The organism is Pedobacter mendelii (assembly GCF_014635725.1).
GTDB lineage: Bacteria > Bacteroidota > Bacteroidia > Sphingobacteriales > Sphingobacteriaceae > Pedobacter > Pedobacter mendelii.
The window spans coordinates 113,969-136,272 of the sequence record NZ_BMDJ01000001.1 but is presented as its reverse complement, the minus strand read 5'-3'; the positions used below and the strand labels follow the sequence as shown (position 1 = coordinate 136,272).

The following is a 22,304-nucleotide window of genomic DNA, read 5'->3' as shown; positions in this document are numbered from 1 at the left end:
ATAAAGATAAAAGTATCAAGTATCAAGATAAAAGTATCAAGATTGACATTACGTCTTGATACTCGATACTAAATACTTGCTACTAAAAAAGATAAATCCGGTTTCTGTTGTTAATAGCTCTAACAAGAAATCATAAATTAAATAAGATGAGCCAAAGAATCAGAATTAAATTAAAATCTTACGATTATAACTTAGTAGATAAATCTGCTGAGAAAATCGTAAAAACTGTTAAACCTACGGGTGCAGTTGTAAGCGGACCAATTCCACTTCCTACAGAGAAAAAAATCTTTACTGTATTACGTTCTCCACACGTAAACAAAAAAGCTAGAGAGCAATTTCAATTATGCGCTTACAAGCGTTTATTAGATATTTATAGCTCTAACTCTAAAACAGTTGATGCTTTAATGAAACTTGAATTACCTAGCGGTGTTGAAGTTGAAATCAAAGTGTGATAGATTTTAAAGCGAATTAAAAAGTCCCGATGAAAATCGGGACTTTTTTAGTTTAGAGATATCTATAATTTATTTTTTTTCGCAATACAACAACTCTGCCTAAAACAAAAGACCAAATTCTGAGTTAAGCCATAATACAAATCGCTGATATGGATAATAAGAAAAAAATAGAAAATGACCAAGAGCCTGTTAAAGGCCAAGATTTTGCTAAAACAGATGATGAAAATCAAAAACCATCGTCGCACGGCGAAGTATCAAATCAAAAAGGCGGCGATTTTACCGAATTAGAAGAAAGTAGAATGGAAAACCCGCCGAAAAATAGAGATACCAATGGCTCAAGCAAATCCGATACAAAAAAAGCAAAAGGATATGTGGAGCAAAGAAAAGGTATAGATTAACTCAATTGTCAATTAAGTAACCACATCTATTTCTCAGGAAGTAAATCAGACTATCACAAAATGATGTTTAGTTAAATTCCTTTAGAATCTATCAATCAATAATTCTGTTTCTCACTACGAAATTTACTAAAGCAGCTGTATTCTTAGTGCCTGTTTTCTCTAACAAATTCTGACGGTTTCCTTCAATTGTCCTTTTACTTGTAAATAGTTTCTCAGCAATTTCGCTGTTTGTGTAACCTTGAGCTATTAAGCCCAAAATCTCTATTTCCCTTTTTGATACTTCAACATCTGATTTTAAATGGGCTGAACCAGTGTTAATTCGGAGATTAATTTGAGATAAAAGTTTTAATGAAATTCCTGTACAAATGTATTTATAACCCAGTGTAATTTGTTTAATGGCAAAAATTATCTCCGCAATATTTACATTTTTTAATAAATACCCAGATGCTCCTGCATCTAAAGATTGGTTAACATGCTTCTCATCATCAAGCATGGTTAATACGCATATTTTTACATCCGGAAAATTTGTACGTAAATTTGAAATCAATTCTATGCCGTTCATATCTGGCATGTTTATGTCGGTCAGAACAACATCTGTTTGAATACCCGAGTTTAAATAATCTAAAACTTCGTGGCCATTTTTTGCATCTGCTACGATTTTTATATTAGGCTCATCATCTAATAAAGCGATGATGCCATTTCTTACAATAGTGTGATCTTCAGCAAGTAGTACTTTTATTGCGCTTTTCAATTTATAATTATGTAAAACAGTTTGATTTAGCTCAAATATCTAAATATTTTGGTATCGTAAAGTACGTGTTTATACCTAAAATCGTCATATAAATACGTATAATGGCATTATTTTAGCACTTTTTTAAGTGGACTAATTTTTTAAAAATTTAAAGGATAACAGCTAAAACCCTGATGTATTTTAAAAAAGAAAAGTAATTGATATGTTATTATATAGCTAATTCAAATATAAGTTTTTTAATTAAATCTGCTAATCTATAATTGATTTTAATCGAACAAATTGTTCATATTACAGAAATGAATTTAACTAACTGCAATTTTTTTTGTTAACCACTATACGAAATAATGCTAAACCTTTTTAATAAATTAATTGTTATCTAGATATCTAACCATTAATAATCATATTGGCATGAATAGAGGTAAAAATCAAAGCGAAGAAAATCTAAAAGAAGATGCAAGTCAACATTTAAGTAGCGAAAATCAAGGCGAATGGGACAATGATACCTATGGCCATATTGAAAATTTAGATTTGATAAAGAAAAAAAATGAGCCGGATGAAAAGCATCAACATTTTTTAAATGAACAACAGGAAAAGAATGATGAATTGGACGCATCTTCAAAATTAAAAAATATTAATCTTGTTATTAATGATGATGTTTCATCAAGAAATGAGAATCAGGATAAAGGCATAGGTGGAAAAATTATTTAATGAGCAATCGCATTACTCATTAAACAATAAATCATGCACTTTGCTGGACTTTAATTTAATACATCTGGTTTGTTTGGCTAAAGTCTTGCTTCATCCTTTCACCAAATTTTTTAGCCTTATTTAAATAATCAGGAGTTTGATCTCTTAAATCATCTATAAAGGATTTACCATCTATTGCCCTTTTCCTTGTTGCATACTTGAAACCATATACTGCGGCTGCTCCAAGAACTACATATTTTAATAAGCTCATAATCTATTTTTTAAATTCCTGTGTTTAACACATCGTCCTCGTCACGCTGTGATGATTCTGTTTTAGGTTTATTTTCGAAATCTTTTGATAAACTTCCGGTATGGCTTTCTGCACTTTCTACATTTGTATTTTTGTCAACACCATTAAAACCATCATCGCTTAATGAATCTTTCCCTTGCGTCCCTGTATTATCAAAACCATCTTTAGCTAAAGTATTTCCATTTATCAGCTCGCTTGTTTCTTTACCGTATGCAGTAACTTCATTTCCCTCATTTTGCTTTTCATATTTTTTCTGAACATCAGATTTTTCAGCAGTGCTTTTTTCAGAACCAACATAACCTTCAATGTGTTCTTCTTTATTATATGCGTTCGTTTTCATTATAGGGTAACATATTAAAATTTAAATGGTTTGCTGTCTTCACTTTCGATTTCATGAGGTTAAAAATTATAGGATAAATTTCACTGCCCTTTTCGCTTTTGATTAACTTCGTAGCCTAATTAAGAGATGAAGTTAAATGGAGTGGAAAAAATTACTTTCTAATAAACGTTTTGGGCAAGAGCAGTACGGAGCAAGTTCTGATAAAGCACGTTCAGATTTTCAGCGTGATTATGACAGACTAATTTTTTCTTCACCTTTTAGAAGGTTGCAAAATAAAACACAAGTTTTTCCTTTACCTGGAAGTGTTTTTGTGCATAACAGGCTTACACATAGTTTAGAAGTTGCAAGTGTTGCCCGCTCTATGGCAAATATTTTTCTTAATAATATTGAATCCAAAAATCCTCAGCTTATAAAGGATGCACCACTTATTACCGAAGTCGGAAACATTGTTGCAGCAGCAGCATTAGCTCATGATTTGGGTAACCCTGCCTTTGGTCATTCTGGCGAAGCTGCTATTTCCAGGTATTTTACAGATGGTGATGGTAAAGTGTATCAAAAAGATATGAATGATGCACAATGGCATGACTTAATAAATTTTGAAGGAAATGCAAATGCAATCCGAATCTTAACACACCCCTTAAAAGGCAAGGGTAACGATGCTTATGCATTAACTTATTCTACACTTGCCTCAATCGCAAAATATCCATGTGCTTCTATCGCCGGGAAAAGAAAAGAGTTATTACATAGAAAGAAGTATGGTTTTTTTCAATCTGAAGAAGAGTCTTTCGAAAAAATTGCCAATGAATTGGGTTTAGAAAAAGAAACCAATGAATATCTTATTTACAAACGCCACCCTTTGGTTTATCTTGTAGAAGCTGCAGATGATATTTGTTATAGCATAATCGACCTTGAGGATGCACATCGTTTAAAAATTCTTTCTTATGAGGAAGTTAAAGGATATTTGCTGCCATTTGCCAATTCTAAAACAATTGAAGATAGATTAACAAACGATTATGAAGATGATGATGCAAAAATTGGTTTATTAAGAGCGAAAGCTATAAATACATTAACAAAAACTTGTGCCGATATTTTTTATCGCGAACAGGAGTCATTGTTAAATGGAAGCCTCAATAAAAGCCTTACTGATTTAATACCGGAGCCTTACCGCTCGGCGTGGAAAGCGGTTGAAAAAGTTTCGGTTGAAAGGATTTATAATTTTTCTTCTGTTATTCAAAAAGAAGTTGCTGGTTACAAAATTATGGCAGGTTTGCTCGAAGAATTTGTGCCAGCATTAATTCATAACAATACACACTATTACAAAAAGTTGGTTAAATTAATTCCAAAACAATACCATACAGATTTAACAGATATTTATTCGAGAACGCAAAGCGTATTGGATTTCGTATCCGGCATGACTGATTTGTATGCTGTAGATTTATACCGAAACATTAAAGGCATATCTTTTCCTTCAGAAACGTAGAAGCTGTAAATAATTAACGTATCAAAAAAAAGCCAATTTTGCATCTGCAAAATTGGCTTTTTGTGTACTAATTCAATGTTATCGTCGACCGCCTTCATCCCATTTATTTCTTTCATCCTGCAATTCTCTGGCAAGCTTCATTTCTTTATCTTTTGCTTTTACCTTGTGCGCCTGAAATTCATCAGCAACCTCCTGATAAAGTTGTGTTCTATAAGTGGCTTCTTTTCTAAACTTGCCCGTTTGCAAAATTACAATCGCCAAACCGGCAGCAAGAATAATAATTATTGCCCAAACAATTGTATTATAGGTGCCTTTATTAAAAGAGATGCCTAGAAAAGTAATTTCGTTTACCGATGCCGTTGCGCTAGCTAAAGAACTCTCTTTCCCTGTTACTTCGCCTTTTAAACTTGCAATATTATCTGCTTGCGATTTAATTTGCTGTTTTGCCTCCTGTAATTGCTTTCTTTCTTTTCGCAAAGTATCGCTTACACTTTTCCACAAAGATGATAACCTGGAAGGATTAATTAATCTTGCTCCATAAAGGCTTTTCGATTTTTTTAACATGAACTGATACTGCCCGTTTAATGATGGATCAGTATTTTTCGAAGTATCTTGTTGTGCCTGGGCAAATGAGACGTTTAAAAATAATAACGCCCCTAAACAATAAAGGATGTGTTTGAATTTTTGCATAGTTTAAATGTAATGTTAAAATGTAAAACTACATTTTTATACAATTTATTATAAATTAATTTCTGATAGATTACATTTGTTTCATGCAAATAGGAATTATTGGTTTGGGTGATATGGGGAAATTATATGCCCTATCATTTGCAAATGCAGGTTACAAGGTGTGCGGAGCTGATATGCCTTTACGTTTTGATGATTTAAAAAAAGAACTCGAACCAAAAAACATAGAAGTATTAATTGATGGTCATGAAGTTTCCAGAAAATCTGATTTCATTATTTATTGTGTTGAGGCAGAGAAGATAGATGAAGTGGTTGCTGCTTTTGCATTATCAACTAAGTACGGTGCCATTGTTGCCGGGCAAACCTCAGTGAAGCATCCAGAAATTGCAGCATTTGAAAAATATCTACCAAAGGAAACCCAAATTGTAACTTGCCATTCTTTACATGGGCCAGCTTTTAGTCCTGAAGGACAAACTTTAGTTGTGGTTAGACACCGTGCCACTGATGAGGTATACAATCAAGCATTAGAAATTTATAAATCGCTTAAATCGAATATAATTGAGTTAGATGATTACAAAGAACATGATAGAATTGTAGCCGATACACAGGCGGTTACCCACATGGGCTTCGAAAGCATGGGCTCCGCCTGGAAAAATGCAGGATTTTTTCCATGGGATAACCCAGCCTATGCAGGCGGAATTGATAATGTGAAAATTTTAACCACGCTAAGAATATTTAGTTACAAATCTCACATCTATGCCGGCTTAGCCATTTTGAATCCTTATGCTCAAAAACAAGTTAAATATTATGCACAAGCAGAGTCTGAGTTGTATAAACTGATGATTTGCGAAAACGAAACCGAGTTCAGGACTAAAATTTATGCAGCCCGCGATTTTGTTTTTCACGAAAGTAGAAATCTACTATTGCTGGATGATAAAATTATGAAAGAGTTTAGCTTATCAGATGCGGATCACAAACAAAAACCAAATTCACACTTGAGTTTGTTAAGTATGGTTTATGCATGGTACAAGATGGGCGTAAATCCTTATGATAACTTAATCTGTCAAACCCCACCTTTCAAATTGCGTTTAGGAATTGCCGAATACCTTTTCAAGAACGAGGCCATGTTAGAAGAATCGATTCATACCGCACTTTACGATAAGTCCATCCGTGGCGATGATTTGGAATTTCATACCGCAGTGCATGAATGGGCATCGATAATTGGTTACGGCGATTTGAAAGGTTATAAAGAACATTTTGAAGCAGCCAAGTCGTTTTTTGCCAATCGTTTAAATGATGGAAGAGATTTAAGCGCAGAAATGATTAAAAGGTTGGGCAAGTAGGCAAGATGGAATTTTATAACTTCTAATTATTTTGATCATCTAATTTATCCTTAAAATTAATTCTTAACTTTGTTAGTATGACTACTTTAACTGTGAAAATCGAGAATAAGAAAACTGAAAAGGCTGTTAAAGCTATTTTAGAAGCTTTGGGTTTGAGTTATGCTGAAAATAAAACAACAAATTCAGAACAAGAGCCTTTAAATGAGGGTGAACAAGCTATTTACAATCGTCTTAAAAATTCATTCGAACAAATTAAGTTACATCAGGAAGGAAAGATTAAACTTAGAAATGCCAGAGAACTTTTAGATGAGTTATAGTGTTAAAACTTTATCTAACTTTGATAGAGAGGTAAAAAAGATATCAAAAAAGCACAAATTAATTAAGTATGATATTTCGGATTTAATTGATGAGCTTGAAATCAATCCAACTCTTGGTGTTCATCTTGGTCAAAATATTTACAAACTTCGCTTAGCCATTTCTGGTTCCAACAAAGGAAAATCTGGAGGAGCAAGAATAATTACCTATGTTTTAATTGACCATCAAACTGTTTACTTAGCTGATATTTATCTTAAGAGTGAATATGATACCATTGATGCGGAGAAAATTATTCAAAGGCTTAGAGAAGCGGGAGTTATTTAAAATGCCATTGCCAAAGTTTATTCATTTCCTTAATTAATTCGATTGTATTTGCGATTTTCTCTTTGAAAATAGGCGTGAGTAAATCTCCTTATTTATTTAGCACACCATTTTCCATTTCCCATCTTACTTCATCCATATAACATATAGACTTTATTTTATTCGATAAATTTTTCGTTTAGCCAACAACAGTCGCTTATATTTGCCCGCATGTCGGTTTTGTTATTTACAATTATCGTTTTAGTAGGCGCCCTTTTAGCCGGGTTATTAGGCTCCTTAACAGGTTTAGGCGGAGGCGTTATCATTATTCCACTATTAACTTTGGCTTTAGGTGTAGATATTCATTATGCAATTGGCGCTTCTATCGTTTCGGTTATTGCAACTTCATCGGGTTCGGCAGCGGCTTATGTAAAAGAGGGTATCACTAATATCCGAATTGGAATGTTTCTCGAAATTGCTACAACGATAGGAGCGGTTTGTGGGGCAATTGTTGCCGTTTACCTCAACGCAAATTACATCGCCATAATTTTCGGCTGCATTCTTATTTTTTCAGCCATCATGACTTTAAAGAAAAAGGTAGATCATTCTACTTTGGATAATTCAGATAAATGGGCTAATTTTTTCAAATTGAATGGTTCTTATCCTGATAAAGGTGTAGAGCATAAATATGCTGTTAAACATATTCCTGGTGGGTTTTTAATGATGCTTTTTGCCGGAACACTTTCAGGTTTATTGGGTATCGGTAGCGGTGCCTTAAAAGTTATTGCAATGGATAACATTATGCGATTGCCTTTTAAGGTATCTACAACCACGAGCAATTTTATGATGGGCGTTACAGCTGCTGCAAGTGCTGTAGTATACTTGCATCGCGGTCAAATTGATCCTGGGATTGCAATGCCTGTATGTATCGGCGTTTTAACAGGTGCATCAATTGGTTCAAAGATTTTATTGAAAACAAAAACAGATAAGCTTAAAATAGTTTTTGCTGTGGTTGTTACTTTTTTAGCACTGCAAATGATTTATAAAGGTATAAGCGGATTATAATGAATACAGTTAATAAAGAAAATTTAAACGATAAAGACATTCAGGTAATTCTGGGCACGCTGCTACGTGCGGGAGTAATTATTTCCATGAGTATTGTTTTAGTTGGCGGTACAATTTTCTTGGTTCATAATAAGGGTGCGATAACAGATTATAAAGTTTTTAAACCTGAGCTCTCTAAATTTTCATCAATTAATGCAATTTTTAAAGGTGTTTTAACTTTTCAGGGCGATGCCATTGTACAATTCGGTATCCTGATGCTCATATTTACGCCGATCGCTCGTATTGTTTTCGCAATTTTTAGCTTTTTAATCGAAAGAGATTATCTCTATGTATTAATTGGATTAATCATATTAGCCATCATAACCATCAGTTTAAATGGTGGCTTGGCACATTAATCACCCTTTTTAGCCTAAATCCCATCGTATCAGCAAATTATTTGAAAAAATATTTCGCTAACTATTTGAATATTAACAAATCTTTCCTATTTTTGCCCTCCCTTAAAAGGGACGAACAACCACCTTGAACGAAGCCCTACTGCTTCGATGGGTGTTAAAAAGAAAAGATAAAATGTCAGGAATTATTGGAAAAAAAGTAGGAATGACCAGTATCTTCGATGCAGATGGAAAAAACATTCCATGTACTGTAATCGAGGCTGGGCCTTGTGTAGTTACACAAGTGAAGACCGAAGAAGTAGACGGGTATTCATCAATCCAATTGGGTTACGATGAGAAAAAAGAGAAAAACACAACTCAACCGTTAAAAGGCCATTTCGCGAAAGCAAACACAACTCCAAAACGCAAGCTGGTAGAATTTGATTCGTTTACAACTGCACTTAATTTAGGTGATGTTGTAACAGTTGATTCTTTCGCAGAAGGCGATTTTGTTGATGTTGTAGGTACCTCAAAAGGTAAAGGTTTTCAAGGTGTTGTAAAACGCCACGGATTTGCCGGTGTTGGTATGCAGACTCACGGTCAGCATAACCGTTTACGTGCCCCAGGTTCATTGGGAGCATCGTCATTCCCTTCACGTGTATTCAAAGGAATGCGCATGGCTGGAAGAACAGGTGGAGACAGAGTGAAAGTTCAAAACTTACTAGTTTTGAAAGTTTATACTGAGCAAAACTTATTAGTAGTTAGTGGTTCCATTCCAGGAGCTAAAGGTTCTTACGTAATCTTAGATAAGTAATCAGATGGAAGTTAAAGTAATAAACATTTCAGGTAAAGAAACAGGTGCCAAGGTGCAACTTCCTGAATCGGTATTCGGTATTGAGCCTAACGACCACGCGATTTATTTAGATGTGAAACAATTCTTGGCTAACCAACGTCAGGGTACTCACAAATCTAAACAACGTAATGAGATTGCAGGTTCTACCCGCAAGCTATACAAACAAAAAGGTACAGGTGGTGCCCGTGCCGGTAGCATTAAATCTCCGTTATTTAACGGTGGTGGTCGTGTTTTCGGTCCTCAACCACGTGATTACAGTTTTAAATTGAATAAGAAATTAAAAGTATTAGCACGTAAATCAGCTTTAGCTTACAAAGCGAAAGATAACAACGTGGTAGTTTTAGAAGATTTTAGTTTCGATACCATTAAAACTAAAAACTACATAAACTTAATCGCTGCGTTAAACGTAGGTAACGAAAAAACTTTATTGGTTTTACCTGCACAAAATAATAATATCTATTTATCAAGCAGAAACGTTGAAAAAACTAAAGTAATTACTGCAGCAGATTTAAACACATATGATGTGTTAAATGCAGGTGTACTAGTTTTAACCACAGATTCTGTTAAAACTTTGGAGGAGGCATTTGCCAAGTAATATGGAAATTTTAAAAAAACCAATATTAACCGAAAAAGCTTCAGCTTTAACTGAAAAATTAAACGTTTTTACATTTAGTGTAAACCACAAAGCAAATAAATTGCAAATCAAATCTGCAATTGAGAAACTTTATGGTGTAACCATTACTTCAATCAACACCATGGTTGTAGATGGTAAAGCTAAGTCTCGTTACACAAAAGCAGGTTTTGTTTCTGGTCGTAGCCCGAAATATAAAAAAGCTATCGTAACGTTAAAAGACGGTGAAACAATAGATTATTACGCAAATCTTTAATTTAATTATTAATTATAACTATGGGCTTAAGAAAATTTAAACCAGTTACTCCGGGAACCCGCTTTAGAGTTGGTGCCAGCTTTACGGAGATTACAGCAACCAAGCCCGAAAAATCATTGGTTGTATCATCAAATAAGTCTGGTGGACGTAACAATACAGGAAAGATGACTATGCGCTACATGGGTGGTGGTCACAAAAAATCATATCGTTTAATCGACTTCAAACGCGATAAATTTGATATTCCTGCTACAGTAGCTACTGTAGAATACGATCCAAACCGTACTGCCCGCATCGCATTATTACATTATGCAGATGGCGAGAAGCGTTACATTATTGCTCCTGAAGGATTACAAGTTGGTTCGGTATTATTATCGGGCGATACTGCAATTCCAGAAGTAGGTAACACTTTAAAATTATCGAACATTCCATTAGGTTCTATCGTTCACAACGTAGAAATCCATCCTGGAAAAGGAGCACAATTAGCTCGTAGTGCAGGTGCTTACGCACAATTAGCTGCCCGCGATGGTAAATATGCTACTTTAAAAATGCCTTCTGGCGAAACCCGTTTAATCTTGACTACTTGTCTTGCTACAATCGGTGCTGTATCTAACTCAGATCACGCAAACGAAGTATTAGGTAAAGCAGGTCGTAAACGTTGGTTGGGCCGTCGTCCGAGAACTAGACCGGTAGCGATGAACCCTGTCGATCACCCAATGGGTGGTGGTGAAGGTAGATCATCAGGTGGTCACCCTCGTTCAAGAAATGGTGTTTTAGCTAAAGGCTTCAAAACCAGAGAACTTAAAAAATATTCTAATCGTTACATCATAGAGAGAAGGAAGAAATAATGGCTCGTTCGATAAAAAAAGGACCTTATATTGACCATAACGTAGAGAAAAAAGTAAACTCTATGAATGATTCAGGCAAAAAGTCTGTAATCAAAACTTGGTCTCGCAGATCAATGATTTCACCAGATTTCGTGAATCATACATTTGCTGTACACAATGGAAATAAATTTATTCCAGTGTACGTTACAGAAAACATGGTTGGTCACAAGTTGGGAGAATTTGCTCCAACCAGAACATTCAGAGGACACGCTGAAAAGAAAAAATAATTAGACAATGGAAGCAATAGCAAAATTAAACAATTGTCCAACCTCACCGCGTAAGATGCGTTTGGTTGTAGATCTTATCAGAGGTGAACGTGTAGAAAAAGCATTAAGCATTTTAAAGTTTACTAATAAAGAAGCAGCAATAAGAGTTGAGAAATTATTATTATCTGCTATCAAAAATTGGGAATCTAAAAATGAAGGTGCTCGCCCTGAAGAAAACCAACTGTTTGTAAAAACAATTATGGTAGATGGTGGCCGTCAGCTTAAACGCTTACGTCCGGCTCCTCAAGGCCGTGGATATAGAATTCGTAAACGTTCTAACCACGTAACGCTGATTGTAGATAGTAAAAGTACAGAAACAACTCAAAACTAATTTTAGGAAATGGGACAAAAAGCAAATCCAATAGGTAACAGGTTAGGTATCATCAAAGGATGGGATTCTAACTGGTTCGGTGGCAACAACTACTCCGATAAATTAGTTGAAGATGAGAAAATAAGAAAATACCTTTCTGCTCGTATTGCTAAAGGTGGTGTTGCAAAAGTAGTTATCGAACGTACGTTAAAACGTATCACTGTAACTATCCACACAGCTCGCCCAGGTATTGTAATCGGTAAAGCAGGTGCTGAGGTTGATAAAATTAAAGAAGAGTTAAAGAAATTGACTAAAAAGGAAATTCAAATTAACATCTTTGAAATTAAACGCCCAGAACTTGATGCACAATTAGTTGCAGAAGGTGTAGCAAAACAATTAGAAGCAAGGATCTCATTCCGTAGAGCAATGAAATCTTCTATCGCATCTACAATGCGTATGGGTGCTGAAGGTATTAAAATCATGACTTCTGGTCGTTTAGGTGGTGCTGAAATGGCACGTTCTGAGCAGTACAAAGAAGGGAGAGTGCCTTTGCATACATTCCGTGCTGATATTGATTACGCTTTAGCAGAAGCTTTGACTACTTATGGTAAAATAGGTGTTAAAGTTTGGATTTGTAAAGGTGAGGTTTATGGAAAACGTGATTTGTCTCCAAATATTGGTGCAACAAATAACGGTCCTAAAGGAGCATCAGACAAACCAGCTTTCGGTGGAAGAGATAACAGAGGTGGTGGCAACGACAGACGTGGCGGTGGTAACGACAGACGTGGTGGAAACCAAGGTGGTGGTCGTGGTCCAGGTCAAGGTGGTCCCGGAGCAAATAGAGGTGGTGGCGCAGGCGCTAACAGAGGTCCTCGTAAATAATTGATTTATTAACATCGTTTAACGATTAGAACAAAATAAAATGTTACAGCCAAAAAGAACGAAGTTCAGGAAGATGCAAAAAGGCAGAATGAAGGGTTTAGCTTCACGTGGAGCTGAATTAGCATTCGGATCTTTCGGTATCAAATCTTTAGAAGCAACTTGGATCACAAGTCGCCAGATAGAGGCTGCCCGTATTGCCGTAACTCGTTTCATGAAACGTGAAGGCCAAGTATGGATCAGGATTTTCCCGGATAAACCGGTAACTAAAAAGCCTGCTGAAGTACGTATGGGTAAAGGTAAAGGTGCTCCTGAATACTGGGTTGCAGTAGTAAGACCAGGGCGCGTAATTTTCGAAGCTGAAGGTGTGCCTTTAGAAGTTGCTAAAGAAGCATTACGTTTAGCAGCACAAAAATTACCAATCCAAACTAAATTTGTAGTACGTAGAGATTACGTAGAAGCATAGTAAAGTTGTTGAGATGAATGTTGTAAATACTTGTTTATTATAACCGCTACACTCAACCGTAAAGAAAAATAAAAATGAAAAATTCAGAAATCACAGGGCTTTCAAAAGAAGAATTAGTAGCTAAGATTGCGGAAGAAAAAGAGAACTTATCAAAATTAAAGTTCGCACACACTATTTCAGCTATCGAAAATCCTTCACGTATTGCTAAAGTAAGGAAAGACATAGCCCGTTTAAACACTGAACTGACTAAAGTAAAGAATACTGAGTCAGCTACTGAAACTAATTAATTTGAGAGTCGAAATGGAAAGACAATTAAGAAAAACAAGAACCGGGTTGGTGGTGAGCAATAAGATGGATAAATCTGTTGTAGTGAGCGTTGAGCGTAAAGTAAAGCACCCGATTTATGGTAAGTTCGTAAAGAAAACTACCAAATTTATGGCTCACGATGAGAAAAATGAATGCGGTATCGGTGATACTGTATTAATTATGGAAACTCGTCCTTTGAGTAAGAACAAGAACTGGAGATTGGTACAAATTTTAGAAAGAGCTAAATAAGATGGTACAACAGGAATCGAGATTAAACGTTGCTGATAATAGCGGCGCTAAAGAAGTATTAGTAATTCGTGTGCTAGGTGGAACCGGCAAACGTTATGCTTCAATTGGTGATAAAGTGGTTGTTACTGTAAAAAGCGCTTTACCGTCAGGTAATATTAAAAAAGGTACAGTGTCTAAAGCAGTTGTTGTAAGAACTAAAAAAGAAATCCGTCGTAAAGATGGTTCTTATATCCGTTTTGACGATAATGCAGCTGTATTATTGAACGCACAGGATGAGCCAAGAGGTACACGTATCTTTGGCCCGGTTGCGAGAGAACTGCGTGAAAAACAATTCATGAAAATTGTATCATTAGCACCGGAGGTATTATAAAATGGGAAATAAAATAATTATACCAGGAAAATTAAAAATCCGCACAGGAGATTTAGTTAAAATCATTGCCGGCGATTCAAAAGGTCAGCAAGGAAAAGTATTGCAAGTAATCATTGCAAAAAACAGAGCCATTGTAGAAGGCGTTAACTTAGTATCTAAACATACTAAACCAAATGCTGCAAACCCTAACGGTGGTATTATTAAAAAAGAAGCTGCTCTTCATATTTCTAACTTGATGTTGGTTGATCCAAAATCTGGTAAAGCTACCCGCGTTGGCCGTAAAGCTAATGCAGAAGGTAAATTAGTTAGAGTTGCTAAAATATCAGGAGAGGAGATTAAATAATGGCTACTACACCAAGACTAAAAAGCAAATACAAAGAAGAAGTTGTACTTGCGTTAAAAGAAAAATTCCAGTATAAAACTGTAATGCAGGTTCCTAAATTGGAGAAAATCTGTATCAATCAGGGTGTTGGTCGTTTTTCTGTAACAGATAAAAAGATTATGGACACTACAATCGTTGAGTTGTCAACCATTACTGGTCAACAAGCGGTTCCTGCCCAATCTAAAAAAGATATCTCAAACTTTAAATTACGTAAAGGTATGCCTGTAGGTGTACGCGTTACTTTACGTGATAACAATATGTACGAGTTCCTAGATCGTTTGATCTCTGTAGCTTTACCACGTATTCGTGATTTCAAAGGTATTAATGATAAAGGTTTTGATGGAAAAGGTAATTACACATTAGGTGTTACTGAGCAAATCATCTTTCCTGAGATTAATATCGATAAAATCAATAAAATTTTAGGTATGGATATAACTTTCGTAACTTCGGCAAAATCTGACGTTGAAGCTTTAGAGTTATTGAAGCAATTCGGATTACCATTTAAAAATCAAAAAACAGCAGAATAATGGCAAAAGAAGGTGTAAAAGCACGCGAAGTTAAGCGCCAAAAATTGGTAGCTAGATACGCTGAAAAACGTGCAGTATTGAAAGCTGCAGGAGATTTCGAGGGTTTAGATAAATTACCTAGAAACTCATCTCCAGTACGTTTACACAACCGTTGTAAATTAACTGGTCGCCCACGTGGTTACATGCGTACCTTTGGTATTTCAAGGGTTACGTTTCGACAAATGGCACTAGACGGTAAAATACCGGGTGTTAAAAAAGCATCTTGGTAATATAAAGTAGCTAGTACTGAGTATCAAGTATCGAGACCGAATGGTTTCTTGATACTTGATACTTATGTCTTGATACTAAAAATAAAATTAACCGATAGAAGGTCCCACAGCTGGGTAGCAGAAGGAAACCACTATCAAAAACAATAAAAAATGAATACAGATCCAATAGCAGATTATTTAACAAGAGTAAGGAATGCCATTAAGGCCAACCACCGTGTTGTAGAAATTCCTGCATCAAACCTTAAAAAAGAAATTACTAAAGTTCTTTTCGATAAAGGTTACATCGCGAACTACAAGTTTGAAGATACAACAGTTCAAGGCACTATTAAAATCGCTTTGAAATACAATCCAATAACTAAAGTTCCTGCTATTCGTACTTTGATGCGAATTAGTAAACCAGGTTTGAGAAACTATGCTGGTGTTGAAAATATGCCAAGAGTATTAAACGGTTTAGGTATCGCAATCTTATCTACTTCTAAAGGTGTAATGACTGATAAAGAAGCAGCCAAATTAAATATTGGTGGTGAGGTATTGTGTCACGTTTATTAATTATTAGGAGAACAGCACAATGTCAAGAATAGGAAAAGCCCCAATTACAATCCCTGCAGGTGTTACAATTACCGTATCGAAAGATAACGTTGTAAGTGTAAAAGGCCCTAAAGGTGAATTAACACAAGCAGTAGATTCAGATATCACTGTAAGTCAGGAAGACGGAATTTTATCGGTAAATCGTCCTTCAGAACAAAAGAAACACAAAGCATTACACGGTTTATATCGCTCTTTGCTTAACAATATGGTTATTGGTGTTACGGATGGTTATAAATTAACTCAAGAATTAGTAGGTGTTGGTTACCGTGCTACAAACACAGGTAATACATTAGATTTAGTTTTAGGTTATTCTCACCATTATGTATTTCAATTACCAGAAGAGATTAAAGTAACCACCTCATCAGAAAAAGGTCAAACACCTAAAATTATTTTAGAAAGTATTGACAAACAGTTGATTGGCCAGGTAGCAGCGAAAATCCGTTCGTTACGTGCACCAGAACCATATAAAGGTAAAGGTATCAAGTTTGTAGGTGAAGTGTTAAGAAGAAAAGCAGGTAAATCAGCATCTAAAAAATAGTAATCATGGCAGGTAAAAAATTATCAAGAAGAGATCGTATTAAAAAAGGGATCAGAAAAAGACTTACTGGTTCGGAAGAACGCCCAAGGTTATCTGTATTTAGAAGCAATAAAGGGATTTATGCTCAGGTAATTAACGACGTTACAGGTACAACAGTAGCTTCAGCATCATCTTTATCTAAAGATTTTGCAAGTAAAGGAAATAAAAGTGAGCAATCAGTAGCAGTAGGCAAGTTAGTTGCTGAAAAAGCTATCGCTGCAGGTATTAAAGAAGTTGTTTTCGATAGAAACGGTTATTTATATCACGGACGTATCAAATCGTTGGCAGAGGGTGCCCGCGAAGCTGGTTTAGTATTTTAATCTGAAGAAAAAGTAAGATGTCAACTATCAATATAAAAAGAGTAAAAACCACCGATATCGAATTAAAAGATCGTTTGGTTAGTATACAACGTGTTGCCAAAGTAACTAAAGGCGGTCGTACTTTCAGCTTCTCAGCAATTGTTGTTGTTGGTGATGAAAACGGCGTAGTAGGTTTTGGTTTAGGTAAAGCGAAAGAAGTAACCGAAGCAATTGCTAAAGGTGTGGATGATGCTAAAAAGAATTTAGTTAAAGTTCCAATATTACATGGTACTGTTCCTCATGAGCAAATTGGTAAATTCTCGGGTGGTTTTGTTTTAATCAAACCAGCTGCAGTAGGTACGGGTGTTATTGCAGGTGGTGCAATGCGTGCTGTTTTAGAAAGTGCTGGTATACATAACGTACTTGCAAAATCTAAAGGTTCATCAAATCCTCACAACGTGGTAAAAGCAACTGTTGATGCATTAACAAAAATGCGTGATGCATATACAATAGCTCAAACTCGTGGTATCGATTTAAACAAAGTTTTTAACGGATAATATCATGGCTAAGATCAAAATAACACAAATTAAAAGCGTTATCGACAGAAGCGAGCGCCAGAAAAGAACTGTTCAGGCTTTAGGTTTATCTAAAATGAATCAAAGCGTTGAAGTAGAAGCTACTCCACAAATCATTGGTATGGTTCGCAAAGTGAATCATTTAGTAGCTATTGAGACAATTTAGTAGAATTATTGAGTGATGAATTTTGAATGATGGAATGAGCATAATGCAAAAATTCAATTATTCAAAATTCAATCATTATTTATTTATCGTTGTACCTGTTTAGTGAAAGCGAAGGGCAACACAAATTCAAAGAAATGAATTTAAGTAATTTAAAACCTGCTACAGGTTCAGTAAAAAACAGTAAAAGAATTGGTCGTGGTACTGGTTCTGGTCGTGGTGGAACTTCAACTCGTGGCCATAAAGGTGCTGGTTCTCGTTCTGGTCACAAAACCAAAATTGGTTTTGAAGGTGGTCAAATGCCTTTACAACGCCGTGTGCCTAAGGTTGGTTTCAAACCAATTAACCGTACTGAATATGTTGGTGTAAATTTAGATGTAATTCAAGAATTAGCAGAAAAATTCAATTTAACAACAATTGATTTTGCTATTTTGAAAGAGCATGGTTTAGCTTCTAAAAATGACTTAGTAAAAGTTCTAGGTCGTGGTGAAGTAAAAGCAAAATTAGATGTTACAGCACATGCGTTTTCTGCAACCGCACAAAAAGCTATTGAAGCAGCAGGTGGTTCAATTGTAAAATTGTAATTAATAAATGAAGAAGCTATTTACTACTTTAAGTAATATCTGGAAAATTCAGGAATTAAAAGAGCGTATATTATTTACGGTCATGATTCTTTTGGTATACCGTTTCGTATCTCATGTGGTTTTACCAGGTGTAGATCCATCAGCTTTAGGAGCTAACGAAAAGTCAGGTATCTTAGGCTTACTTGATATGTTTGCCGGAGGTTCTTTCTCTCGTGTTTCTATTTTGGCTTTAGGGGTAATGCCTTATATCTCAGCATCCATTGTGGTGCAACTATTAGGTATTGCTGTTCCGACTTTCCAAAAAATGCAGAAAGAGGGCGAAAGTGGTAGAAAAAAACTCAACCAGATTACACGTTATTTGACAGTAGCCATCACGATTGTTCAATCTGTTGGTTATGTTAAAACACAAGTTCCGCCAGAGGCAATTTTACCTGTAATGAGTCAGACGATGTTTTACGTCGTGTCTACATTTGTTTTAACAGCCGGTACATTATTTGTAATGTGGCTTGGTGAAAAAATTACAGATAAAGGTATTGGTAATGGTACATCATTGATTATCATGACTGGTATCATTGCTCGTTTACCACAAGCCATCAGTCAGGAATTTTCTGATAAAGTTGGGGCATCAAGTACTGGTGGTGGCCCTGTTGCTTTAGTGTTGGAAGTTGTTGCTCTATTTGCCATTGTAATGTTTACTATTTTAATTGTACAAGGTGTTCGTAAGGTGCCTGTTCAGTATGCAAAGAAGATAGTTGGCAATCGTCAATTTGGTGGTGTTCGTCAATACATTCCTTTAAAGGTTAATGCAGCAGGTGTAATGCCTATCATTTTTGCACAAGCATTAATGTTTATTCCAGGTGCTTTAATTCAGTTTGTTCCTTCATTACAAGGTTCGTGGTTAATACAATTCAGTAACACAACATCGTTAGCTTACAGCTTAACTTTTGCGTTTTTAATTATTGCATTTACTTTCTTCTATACAGCAATTACTGTAAATCCAACTCAAATGAGTGATGATATGAAGAAGAACGGTGGTTTTATCCCTGGTGTTAAACCTGGTTTTGCGACATCAACTTTTATTGATGATGTAATTTCTAAAATTACTTTTCCAGGTGCTGTATTTTTAGCCATTATTGCTGTATTGCCTTCAATAGCTGTTAAGTTTGGTATTAAACAAGAATTTGCTCACTTCTTTGGTGGTACTTCGTTACTAATCTTAGTTGGTGTTGTTTTGGATACTTTACAACAAATTGAAAGTTATTTGTTAATGCGTCATTACGATGGATTAATGAAAACGGGTCGTGTTACTGGTAGAACAGGAGTTCCTGCTGCAAGTAGTAACGCCGCATTGTAAAATGAATTATAGTATTTTGAATGATAGAATGAGTGAATTGCTTTTTAGCTATTTACTCATTCAAAATTTACGCATTCAAAACTAAAATGAATGTCTAAAATTTATTACAAATCTTTAGAAGAGATTGAGTTAATAAGAGAAAGTTCTCTGTTGGTTTCCAAAACTTTAGCTGAAGTAGCTAAAATTATTGGTCCTGGAGTTACAACAAATCAGTTGGATAAACTGGCTTACGAATTTATTAGTGATAACGGAGCAATACCTGCATTTTTAAATTACAATGGTTTTCCCAATTCTCTATGTATATCACCAAATGAGCAAGTTGTTCATGGTTTTCCAAGTGATTATGTAATAGAGCAAGGTGATTTAATCTCTGTTGACTGTGGCGTAATTAAAAATAATTATTTCGGCGATTCAGCATATACTTTTTCCATTGGGAATGTAGATGCCCAAAAGCAGAAGTTGGTAGAGGTTACCAAAAAATGCCTTGAATTAGGCATTGAAAAGGCAGTTGCCGGGATGAGGGTTGGAGATGTCGGTTTCGCTGTTCAACAATATGCAGAATCGAATGGATTTGGTGTGGTAAGAGAGTTAGTAGGACACGGTGTTGGTATAAAACTTCACGAGAAACCAGAAGTTCCTAATTATGGAAAACGCGGTAGCGGACCTAAACTTGAAGAAGGAATGGTAATCGCAATTGAACCGATGATTAATGCAGGCTTGGCAGGCGTTAAATTCCATAGTGATGGATGGACAGTAACAAGTAGTGATAATAAACCTTCAGCACATTTTGAACATACAGTAGCAATTAAAAAGGGCAAAGCAGACGTTTTATCGACCTTTTCTTTAATAGAAGAAGTTTTACAAAAAAAAAATTAAATAATTAAAAATTTTTATTTAATTTTGCAACCCTGTTTAGAAGCAGCTAATTAAGTAACAATCAATAAAATATGGCTAAACAAGCCTCAATTGAACAAGACGGAGTAATAAGAGAAGCATTATCTAATGCTATGTTTCGAGTAGAACTCGAAAACGGACATGAGATAATTGCGCATATTTCAGGAAAGATGCGGATGCACTACATCAAAATTCTTCCTGGTGATAAAGTAAAATTAGAGATGTCTCCGTATGATTTAACAAAAGGTCGCATCACTTATAGATATAAATAAAATGAAAGTTAGATCATCAATTAAAAAACGTAGCGCTGATTGTAAGATTATTCGTCGTAAAGGTAAACTTTACGTTATTAACAAGAAAAATCCTAAATACAAACAACGTCAAGGGTAATTAAAAATATTGTAATAAACCGCACAACGGTGGCCCGCCGTTCGGAGTTACTATAAAACATAAATAAATATGGCAAGGATTTCAGGTATTGATCTACCAAGAAACAAAAGAGGAGAGATTGGTTTAACATATATCTACGGTATAGGTAAAACGACTGCACAACGTATTTTAACAACAGCAGGTATAGATCTTAACAAAAAAGTACAAGATTGGTCTGATGATGAGTTATCAGCAATTCGTACAATGATTAACGATGAGATAAAAGTAGAAGGTGCTTTACGCTCAGAGGTTCAATTAAACATTAAACGTTTAATGGATATTGGTTGTTACCGTGGTTTGCGTCACAGAAAAGGTTTACCTTCTCGTGGTCAGCGTACTAAAAACAACTCACGTACTCGTAAGGGTAAGAGAAAAACAGTTGCTAACAAGAAAAAAGCTACTAAATAATAGATAGATGTGAGAAGTGAGGTTTTAGAATTGCATCTAAATCTGCTCAAATCTGGATTAAAAAGATAAAAATTAGGATACTGAGTGCCGGGGTAGAGAAAATCTCATGCTTCAATTCTCATATCTAAAATCTAAAAGAAAAAATGGCTAAGAGTAAAAAAGTTACCAAAAAGCGTATTGTTGTTATAGAGTCTGTTGGTCAGGCACATATTAACGCTACGTTTAACAACATTATCGTTACGTTAACGAACAACAACGGACAGACTATCTCATGGTCTTCTGCTGGTAAAATGGGCTTTAAAGGTTCTAAAAAGAACACACCTTATGCAGCTGGTCAAGCAGCTTCAGATTGCGGTAAAGTTGCATTTGACTTAGGTTTACGTAAAGTTGAAGTATTTGTAAAAGGTCCGGGTTCAGGTCGTGAATCTGCAATCAGAACTTTACAAGTAGCAGGTATTGAAGTAATGTCTATCAAAGATATCACTCCACTTCCTCATAACGGATGTCGTCCTCCTAAAAAGAGAAGAGTTTAATTAATTTTAAAGCTAAGAATCGCCAGCTAAAGGTTGGATGATACTTTAAAACACAACAAAAATGGCAAGATATACAGGCCCAAAAAGTAAAATCGCACGTAAATTCAGAGAACCAATTTTCGGTCCTGATAAAGTGTTAGACAGAAAAAATTATCCTCCTGGGCAACATGGCTCATCAAAAAGAAGAGGAAAACAATCTGAATATGCTATCCAGTTAATGGAGAAACAAAAAGTTAAATACACTTATGGTGTATTAGAAAAACAGTTCAGTAACTTGTTTAAAAAAGCATCTTCTCGTGCTGGTATTACCGGTGATAACTTACTTCAATTATTAGAAGCACGTTTAGATAATACAGTTTACCGTTTAGGTATTGCAACAACTCGTTCTGGTGCACGCCAGTTGGTTAGCCACAAACACGTAACTGTAAATGGTGAAGTTGTAAATATCCCGTCATATCAGTTAAAAGCTGGTGATGTGATTGCGGTTCGTGAGAAATCAAAATCATTAGAATCAATTAGTAACTCAGTTGCAGGCAGAACTATTAACAAGTTTGCTTGGTTAGAGTGGAATTCTGGCGAATTAACAGGTAAGTTTTTAACTTATCCACAACGCGACGAGATTCCTGAAAACATTAAGGAAAACTTAATTATCGAGTTATACTCAAAGTAATAAATGATATAGTTAATTACCTCAAAAGGGTAATTAACTTTTTTCATGTTACTATATATTCAATAACGAATTTAAAAAAATAT

The 22,304-nt window shown here is 35.3% G+C and carries 40 protein-coding genes; 36 read left to right on the top strand and 4 right to left on the bottom strand.

What is annotated here, in order from left to right; all coding sequences use genetic code 11:
* Positions 1 to 146: 146 nt before the first annotated feature.
* Positions 147 to 452: a 30S ribosomal protein S10 gene (gene rpsJ / locus IEV50_RS00665; RefSeq protein ID WP_008244591.1), complete on the top strand. Its 306-nt coding sequence runs from the start codon at positions 147 to 149 to the stop codon at positions 450 to 452.
* Positions 453 to 601: 149 nt separating this feature from the next.
* The gene (locus IEV50_RS00660) at positions 602 to 850 is read left to right on the top strand and encodes a hypothetical protein (protein WP_188411331.1); all 249 of its coding nucleotides are present in this window, start codon (positions 602 to 604) and stop codon (positions 848 to 850) included.
* Between the two features lie 91 nt (positions 851 to 941).
* Here IEV50_RS00660 and IEV50_RS00655 read toward each other — a convergent pair whose 3' ends face one another.
* On the bottom strand, positions 942 to 1,601 hold the full coding sequence (locus tag IEV50_RS00655) for a response regulator transcription factor (RefSeq protein WP_188411329.1): 660 nt from the start codon (positions 1,599 to 1,601) through the stop codon (positions 942 to 944).
* A 408-nt stretch (positions 1,602 to 2,009) separates the two neighbouring features.
* On the opposite strand from IEV50_RS00655, the gene IEV50_RS00650 reads away from it, so the two are divergent.
* On the top strand, positions 2,010 to 2,309 hold the full coding sequence (locus tag IEV50_RS00650) for a hypothetical protein (RefSeq protein WP_188411328.1): 300 nt from the start codon (positions 2,010 to 2,012) through the stop codon (positions 2,307 to 2,309).
* A 55-nt stretch (positions 2,310 to 2,364) separates the two neighbouring features.
* Here the strand turns inward: IEV50_RS00650 and IEV50_RS00645 are convergent, their stop codons facing one another.
* Positions 2,365 to 2,559 carry a YtxH domain-containing protein gene (locus tag IEV50_RS00645; protein WP_188411326.1) on the bottom strand — a complete coding sequence of 65 codons (195 nt, stop codon included), beginning with the start codon at positions 2,557 to 2,559 and terminating at the stop codon, positions 2,365 to 2,367.
* Positions 2,560 to 2,569: 10 nt separating this feature from the next.
* Positions 2,570 to 2,938: a hypothetical protein gene (locus tag IEV50_RS00640; RefSeq protein WP_188411324.1), complete on the bottom strand. Its 369-nt coding sequence runs from the start codon at positions 2,936 to 2,938 to the stop codon at positions 2,570 to 2,572.
* A gap of 136 nt (positions 2,939 to 3,074) precedes the next feature.
* On the opposite strand from IEV50_RS00640, the gene IEV50_RS00635 reads away from it, so the two are divergent.
* The gene (locus IEV50_RS00635) at positions 3,075 to 4,418 is read left to right on the top strand and encodes a deoxyguanosinetriphosphate triphosphohydrolase (protein ID WP_188411322.1); all 1,344 of its coding nucleotides are present in this window, start codon (positions 3,075 to 3,077) and stop codon (positions 4,416 to 4,418) included.
* 78 nt (positions 4,419 to 4,496) lie between these two features.
* On the opposite strand, the gene IEV50_RS00630 is transcribed toward IEV50_RS00635, so the two are convergent.
* A complete protein-coding gene (locus tag IEV50_RS00630) occupies positions 4,497 to 5,108 on the bottom strand; it encodes a hypothetical protein (protein WP_188411320.1) in 612 nt (203 codons plus the stop codon).
* An 83-nt stretch (positions 5,109 to 5,191) separates the two neighbouring features.
* On the opposite strand from IEV50_RS00630, the gene IEV50_RS00625 reads away from it, so the two are divergent.
* The 32 genes from IEV50_RS00625 (at position 5,192) to rpsD (ending at position 22,221) form a co-directional block, all read left to right on the top strand.
* Positions 5,192 to 6,448 (top strand): prephenate dehydrogenase, encoded by a 1,257-nt coding sequence (locus tag IEV50_RS00625; RefSeq protein ID WP_188411318.1) that lies wholly within the window; start codon positions 5,192 to 5,194, stop codon positions 6,446 to 6,448.
* A 77-nt stretch (positions 6,449 to 6,525) separates the two neighbouring features.
* The gene (locus tag IEV50_RS00620; RefSeq protein ID WP_188411316.1) at positions 6,526 to 6,765 is read left to right on the top strand and encodes a hypothetical protein; all 240 of its coding nucleotides are present in this window, start codon (positions 6,526 to 6,528) and stop codon (positions 6,763 to 6,765) included.
* Positions 6,755 to 7,087: a type II toxin-antitoxin system RelE/ParE family toxin gene (locus IEV50_RS00615; protein WP_188411313.1), complete on the top strand. Its 333-nt coding sequence runs from the start codon at positions 6,755 to 6,757 to the stop codon at positions 7,085 to 7,087. Before IEV50_RS00620 ends, IEV50_RS00615 begins: the two co-directional genes overlap by 11 nt.
* Before the next feature lie 207 nt (positions 7,088 to 7,294).
* Positions 7,295 to 8,128: a sulfite exporter TauE/SafE family protein gene (locus IEV50_RS00610; RefSeq protein WP_188411311.1), complete on the top strand. Its 834-nt coding sequence runs from the start codon at positions 7,295 to 7,297 to the stop codon at positions 8,126 to 8,128.
* Positions 8,128 to 8,523 (top strand): DUF1634 domain-containing protein, encoded by a 396-nt coding sequence (locus IEV50_RS00605; protein WP_188411309.1) that lies wholly within the window; start codon positions 8,128 to 8,130, stop codon positions 8,521 to 8,523. The genes IEV50_RS00610 and IEV50_RS00605 overlap by 1 nt, the downstream gene beginning before the upstream one ends.
* Positions 8,524 to 8,695: 172 nt before the next feature.
* Positions 8,696 to 9,313, top strand: a complete 618-nt coding sequence (gene rplC / locus IEV50_RS00600) for a 50S ribosomal protein L3 (RefSeq protein WP_188411308.1) — start codon at positions 8,696 to 8,698, stop codon at positions 9,311 to 9,313.
* 4 nt (positions 9,314 to 9,317) lie between these two features.
* Positions 9,318 to 9,947: a 50S ribosomal protein L4 gene (gene rplD, locus IEV50_RS00595; RefSeq protein WP_123206893.1), complete on the top strand. Its 630-nt coding sequence runs from the start codon at positions 9,318 to 9,320 to the stop codon at positions 9,945 to 9,947.
* Position 9,948: 1 nt separating this feature from the next.
* Positions 9,949 to 10,239 (top strand): 50S ribosomal protein L23, encoded by a 291-nt coding sequence (rplW, locus tag IEV50_RS00590; protein WP_056097517.1) that lies wholly within the window; start codon positions 9,949 to 9,951, stop codon positions 10,237 to 10,239.
* 20 nt (positions 10,240 to 10,259) lie between these two features.
* Entirely contained in the window at positions 10,260 to 11,084 is an 825-nt protein-coding gene (gene rplB / locus IEV50_RS00585) for a 50S ribosomal protein L2 (protein ID WP_188411307.1), read from the top strand.
* Positions 11,084 to 11,350, top strand: a complete 267-nt coding sequence (gene rpsS / locus IEV50_RS00580; protein WP_010599906.1) for a 30S ribosomal protein S19 — start codon at positions 11,084 to 11,086, stop codon at positions 11,348 to 11,350. The genes rplB and rpsS overlap by 1 nt, the downstream gene beginning before the upstream one ends.
* A 7-nt stretch (positions 11,351 to 11,357) precedes the next feature.
* Positions 11,358 to 11,720, top strand: coding sequence for a 50S ribosomal protein L22 (gene rplV / locus IEV50_RS00575; RefSeq protein WP_029282697.1), 363 nt, complete (start codon positions 11,358 to 11,360; stop codon positions 11,718 to 11,720).
* 9 nt (positions 11,721 to 11,729) lie between these two features.
* Positions 11,730 to 12,581 carry a 30S ribosomal protein S3 gene (gene rpsC, locus IEV50_RS00570; protein ID WP_188411306.1) on the top strand — a complete coding sequence of 284 codons (852 nt, stop codon included), beginning with the start codon at positions 11,730 to 11,732 and terminating at the stop codon, positions 12,579 to 12,581.
* 40 nt (positions 12,582 to 12,621) lie between these two features.
* A complete protein-coding gene (gene rplP / locus IEV50_RS00565; RefSeq protein ID WP_010599903.1) occupies positions 12,622 to 13,044 on the top strand; it encodes a 50S ribosomal protein L16 in 423 nt (140 codons plus the stop codon).
* Between the two features lie 74 nt (positions 13,045 to 13,118).
* Entirely contained in the window at positions 13,119 to 13,331 is a 213-nt protein-coding gene (rpmC, locus tag IEV50_RS00560) for a 50S ribosomal protein L29 (protein ID WP_055910078.1), read from the top strand.
* A 13-nt stretch (positions 13,332 to 13,344) separates the two neighbouring features.
* Positions 13,345 to 13,599, top strand: a complete 255-nt coding sequence (rpsQ, locus tag IEV50_RS00555) for a 30S ribosomal protein S17 (RefSeq protein ID WP_010599901.1) — start codon at positions 13,345 to 13,347, stop codon at positions 13,597 to 13,599.
* Position 13,600: 1 nt separating this feature from the next.
* Positions 13,601 to 13,969, top strand: a complete 369-nt coding sequence (gene rplN, locus IEV50_RS00550; RefSeq protein ID WP_010599900.1) for a 50S ribosomal protein L14 — start codon at positions 13,601 to 13,603, stop codon at positions 13,967 to 13,969.
* Position 13,970: 1 nt separating this feature from the next.
* Positions 13,971 to 14,312 (top strand): 50S ribosomal protein L24, encoded by a 342-nt coding sequence (gene rplX, locus IEV50_RS00545; RefSeq protein ID WP_188411305.1) that lies wholly within the window; start codon positions 13,971 to 13,973, stop codon positions 14,310 to 14,312.
* Complete coding sequence (gene rplE, locus IEV50_RS00540; RefSeq protein WP_188411304.1) at positions 14,312 to 14,878, top strand: 50S ribosomal protein L5; 567 nt, start codon at positions 14,312 to 14,314, stop codon at positions 14,876 to 14,878. Before rplX ends, rplE begins: the two co-directional genes overlap by 1 nt.
* Positions 14,878 to 15,147: a 30S ribosomal protein S14 gene (gene rpsN, locus IEV50_RS00535; RefSeq protein WP_123206887.1), complete on the top strand. Its 270-nt coding sequence runs from the start codon at positions 14,878 to 14,880 to the stop codon at positions 15,145 to 15,147. Before rplE ends, rpsN begins: the two co-directional genes overlap by 1 nt.
* Positions 15,148 to 15,297: 150 nt before the next feature.
* Positions 15,298 to 15,696, top strand: coding sequence for a 30S ribosomal protein S8 (gene rpsH / locus IEV50_RS00530; protein ID WP_056869756.1), 399 nt, complete (start codon positions 15,298 to 15,300; stop codon positions 15,694 to 15,696).
* 19 nt (positions 15,697 to 15,715) lie between these two features.
* The gene (gene rplF / locus IEV50_RS00525; RefSeq protein WP_188411303.1) at positions 15,716 to 16,273 is read left to right on the top strand and encodes a 50S ribosomal protein L6; all 558 of its coding nucleotides are present in this window, start codon (positions 15,716 to 15,718) and stop codon (positions 16,271 to 16,273) included.
* A 5-nt stretch (positions 16,274 to 16,278) separates the two neighbouring features.
* Positions 16,279 to 16,632: a 50S ribosomal protein L18 gene (gene rplR, locus IEV50_RS00520; protein ID WP_188411301.1), complete on the top strand. Its 354-nt coding sequence runs from the start codon at positions 16,279 to 16,281 to the stop codon at positions 16,630 to 16,632.
* A gap of 17 nt (positions 16,633 to 16,649) precedes the next feature.
* The gene (gene rpsE, locus IEV50_RS00515) at positions 16,650 to 17,168 is read left to right on the top strand and encodes a 30S ribosomal protein S5 (protein WP_188411299.1); all 519 of its coding nucleotides are present in this window, start codon (positions 16,650 to 16,652) and stop codon (positions 17,166 to 17,168) included.
* A 4-nt stretch (positions 17,169 to 17,172) separates the two neighbouring features.
* Positions 17,173 to 17,352, top strand: a complete 180-nt coding sequence (gene rpmD / locus IEV50_RS00510; RefSeq protein ID WP_123206884.1) for a 50S ribosomal protein L30 — start codon at positions 17,173 to 17,175, stop codon at positions 17,350 to 17,352.
* A 134-nt stretch (positions 17,353 to 17,486) separates the two neighbouring features.
* Complete coding sequence (rplO, locus tag IEV50_RS00505; RefSeq protein WP_188411297.1) at positions 17,487 to 17,933, top strand: 50S ribosomal protein L15; 447 nt, start codon at positions 17,487 to 17,489, stop codon at positions 17,931 to 17,933.
* Positions 17,934 to 17,940: 7 nt separating this feature from the next.
* The gene (gene secY / locus IEV50_RS00500; RefSeq protein WP_188411295.1) at positions 17,941 to 19,287 is read left to right on the top strand and encodes a preprotein translocase subunit SecY; all 1,347 of its coding nucleotides are present in this window, start codon (positions 17,941 to 17,943) and stop codon (positions 19,285 to 19,287) included.
* A gap of 90 nt (positions 19,288 to 19,377) precedes the next feature.
* Positions 19,378 to 20,163 carry a type I methionyl aminopeptidase gene (gene map, locus IEV50_RS00495; protein WP_188411293.1) on the top strand — a complete coding sequence of 262 codons (786 nt, stop codon included), beginning with the start codon at positions 19,378 to 19,380 and terminating at the stop codon, positions 20,161 to 20,163.
* A gap of 71 nt (positions 20,164 to 20,234) precedes the next feature.
* Positions 20,235 to 20,453 carry a translation initiation factor IF-1 gene (gene infA / locus IEV50_RS00490; protein WP_010599888.1) on the top strand — a complete coding sequence of 73 codons (219 nt, stop codon included), beginning with the start codon at positions 20,235 to 20,237 and terminating at the stop codon, positions 20,451 to 20,453.
* 1 nt (position 20,454) lies between these two features.
* Entirely contained in the window at positions 20,455 to 20,571 is a 117-nt protein-coding gene (gene rpmJ, locus IEV50_RS00485; protein WP_010599887.1) for a 50S ribosomal protein L36, read from the top strand.
* Positions 20,572 to 20,640: 69 nt separating this feature from the next.
* Entirely contained in the window at positions 20,641 to 21,018 is a 378-nt protein-coding gene (rpsM, locus tag IEV50_RS00480) for a 30S ribosomal protein S13 (RefSeq protein ID WP_056869760.1), read from the top strand.
* A 143-nt stretch (positions 21,019 to 21,161) separates the two neighbouring features.
* Positions 21,162 to 21,551 (top strand): 30S ribosomal protein S11, encoded by a 390-nt coding sequence (gene rpsK / locus IEV50_RS00475; protein WP_055910073.1) that lies wholly within the window; start codon positions 21,162 to 21,164, stop codon positions 21,549 to 21,551.
* Positions 21,552 to 21,612: 61 nt separating this feature from the next.
* Positions 21,613 to 22,221, top strand: coding sequence for a 30S ribosomal protein S4 (rpsD, locus tag IEV50_RS00470; protein WP_123206880.1), 609 nt, complete (start codon positions 21,613 to 21,615; stop codon positions 22,219 to 22,221).
* The last annotated feature ends 83 nt before the right edge of the window (positions 22,222 to 22,304 follow it).

Coding starts and splice junctions, on each gene's coding strand:
- rpsJ (WP_008244591.1), top strand. CDS start 147: ATGAGCCAAAGAATCAGAATTAAATTAAAATCTTACGATTATAACTTA.
- IEV50_RS00660 (WP_188411331.1), top strand. CDS start 602: ATGGATAATAAGAAAAAAATAGAAAATGACCAAGAGCCTGTTAAAGGC.
- IEV50_RS00650 (WP_188411328.1), top strand. CDS start 2,010: ATGAATAGAGGTAAAAATCAAAGCGAAGAAAATCTAAAAGAAGATGCA.
- IEV50_RS00645 (WP_188411326.1), bottom strand. CDS start 2,559: ATGAGCTTATTAAAATATGTAGTTCTTGGAGCAGCCGCAGTATATGGT.
- IEV50_RS00640 (WP_188411324.1), bottom strand. CDS start 2,938: ATGAAAACGAACGCATATAATAAAGAAGAACACATTGAAGGTTATGTT.
- IEV50_RS00635 (WP_188411322.1), top strand. CDS start 3,075: ATGGAGTGGAAAAAATTACTTTCTAATAAACGTTTTGGGCAAGAGCAG.
- IEV50_RS00630 (WP_188411320.1), bottom strand. CDS start 5,108: ATGCAAAAATTCAAACACATCCTTTATTGTTTAGGGGCGTTATTATTT.
- IEV50_RS00625 (WP_188411318.1), top strand. CDS start 5,192: ATGCAAATAGGAATTATTGGTTTGGGTGATATGGGGAAATTATATGCC.
- IEV50_RS00620 (WP_188411316.1), top strand. CDS start 6,526: ATGACTACTTTAACTGTGAAAATCGAGAATAAGAAAACTGAAAAGGCT.
- IEV50_RS00615 (WP_188411313.1), top strand. CDS start 6,755: ATGAGTTATAGTGTTAAAACTTTATCTAACTTTGATAGAGAGGTAAAA.
- IEV50_RS00610 (WP_188411311.1), top strand. CDS start 7,295: ATGTCGGTTTTGTTATTTACAATTATCGTTTTAGTAGGCGCCCTTTTA.
- IEV50_RS00605 (WP_188411309.1), top strand. CDS start 8,128: ATGAATACAGTTAATAAAGAAAATTTAAACGATAAAGACATTCAGGTA.
- rplC (WP_188411308.1), top strand. CDS start 8,696: ATGTCAGGAATTATTGGAAAAAAAGTAGGAATGACCAGTATCTTCGAT.
- rplD (WP_123206893.1), top strand. CDS start 9,318: ATGGAAGTTAAAGTAATAAACATTTCAGGTAAAGAAACAGGTGCCAAG.
- rplW (WP_056097517.1), top strand. CDS start 9,949: ATGGAAATTTTAAAAAAACCAATATTAACCGAAAAAGCTTCAGCTTTA.
- rplB (WP_188411307.1), top strand. CDS start 10,260: ATGGGCTTAAGAAAATTTAAACCAGTTACTCCGGGAACCCGCTTTAGA.
- rpsS (WP_010599906.1), top strand. CDS start 11,084: ATGGCTCGTTCGATAAAAAAAGGACCTTATATTGACCATAACGTAGAG.
- rplV (WP_029282697.1), top strand. CDS start 11,358: ATGGAAGCAATAGCAAAATTAAACAATTGTCCAACCTCACCGCGTAAG.
- rpsC (WP_188411306.1), top strand. CDS start 11,730: ATGGGACAAAAAGCAAATCCAATAGGTAACAGGTTAGGTATCATCAAA.
- rplP (WP_010599903.1), top strand. CDS start 12,622: ATGTTACAGCCAAAAAGAACGAAGTTCAGGAAGATGCAAAAAGGCAGA.
- rpmC (WP_055910078.1), top strand. CDS start 13,119: ATGAAAAATTCAGAAATCACAGGGCTTTCAAAAGAAGAATTAGTAGCT.
- rpsQ (WP_010599901.1), top strand. CDS start 13,345: ATGGAAAGACAATTAAGAAAAACAAGAACCGGGTTGGTGGTGAGCAAT.
- rplN (WP_010599900.1), top strand. CDS start 13,601: ATGGTACAACAGGAATCGAGATTAAACGTTGCTGATAATAGCGGCGCT.
- rplX (WP_188411305.1), top strand. CDS start 13,971: ATGGGAAATAAAATAATTATACCAGGAAAATTAAAAATCCGCACAGGA.
- rplE (WP_188411304.1), top strand. CDS start 14,312: ATGGCTACTACACCAAGACTAAAAAGCAAATACAAAGAAGAAGTTGTA.
- rpsN (WP_123206887.1), top strand. CDS start 14,878: ATGGCAAAAGAAGGTGTAAAAGCACGCGAAGTTAAGCGCCAAAAATTG.
- rpsH (WP_056869756.1), top strand. CDS start 15,298: ATGAATACAGATCCAATAGCAGATTATTTAACAAGAGTAAGGAATGCC.
- rplF (WP_188411303.1), top strand. CDS start 15,716: ATGTCAAGAATAGGAAAAGCCCCAATTACAATCCCTGCAGGTGTTACA.
- rplR (WP_188411301.1), top strand. CDS start 16,279: ATGGCAGGTAAAAAATTATCAAGAAGAGATCGTATTAAAAAAGGGATC.
- rpsE (WP_188411299.1), top strand. CDS start 16,650: ATGTCAACTATCAATATAAAAAGAGTAAAAACCACCGATATCGAATTA.
- rpmD (WP_123206884.1), top strand. CDS start 17,173: ATGGCTAAGATCAAAATAACACAAATTAAAAGCGTTATCGACAGAAGC.
- rplO (WP_188411297.1), top strand. CDS start 17,487: ATGAATTTAAGTAATTTAAAACCTGCTACAGGTTCAGTAAAAAACAGT.
- secY (WP_188411295.1), top strand. CDS start 17,941: ATGAAGAAGCTATTTACTACTTTAAGTAATATCTGGAAAATTCAGGAA.
- map (WP_188411293.1), top strand. CDS start 19,378: ATGTCTAAAATTTATTACAAATCTTTAGAAGAGATTGAGTTAATAAGA.
- infA (WP_010599888.1), top strand. CDS start 20,235: ATGGCTAAACAAGCCTCAATTGAACAAGACGGAGTAATAAGAGAAGCA.
- rpmJ (WP_010599887.1), top strand. CDS start 20,455: ATGAAAGTTAGATCATCAATTAAAAAACGTAGCGCTGATTGTAAGATT.
- rpsM (WP_056869760.1), top strand. CDS start 20,641: ATGGCAAGGATTTCAGGTATTGATCTACCAAGAAACAAAAGAGGAGAG.
- rpsK (WP_055910073.1), top strand. CDS start 21,162: ATGGCTAAGAGTAAAAAAGTTACCAAAAAGCGTATTGTTGTTATAGAG.
- rpsD (WP_123206880.1), top strand. CDS start 21,613: ATGGCAAGATATACAGGCCCAAAAAGTAAAATCGCACGTAAATTCAGA.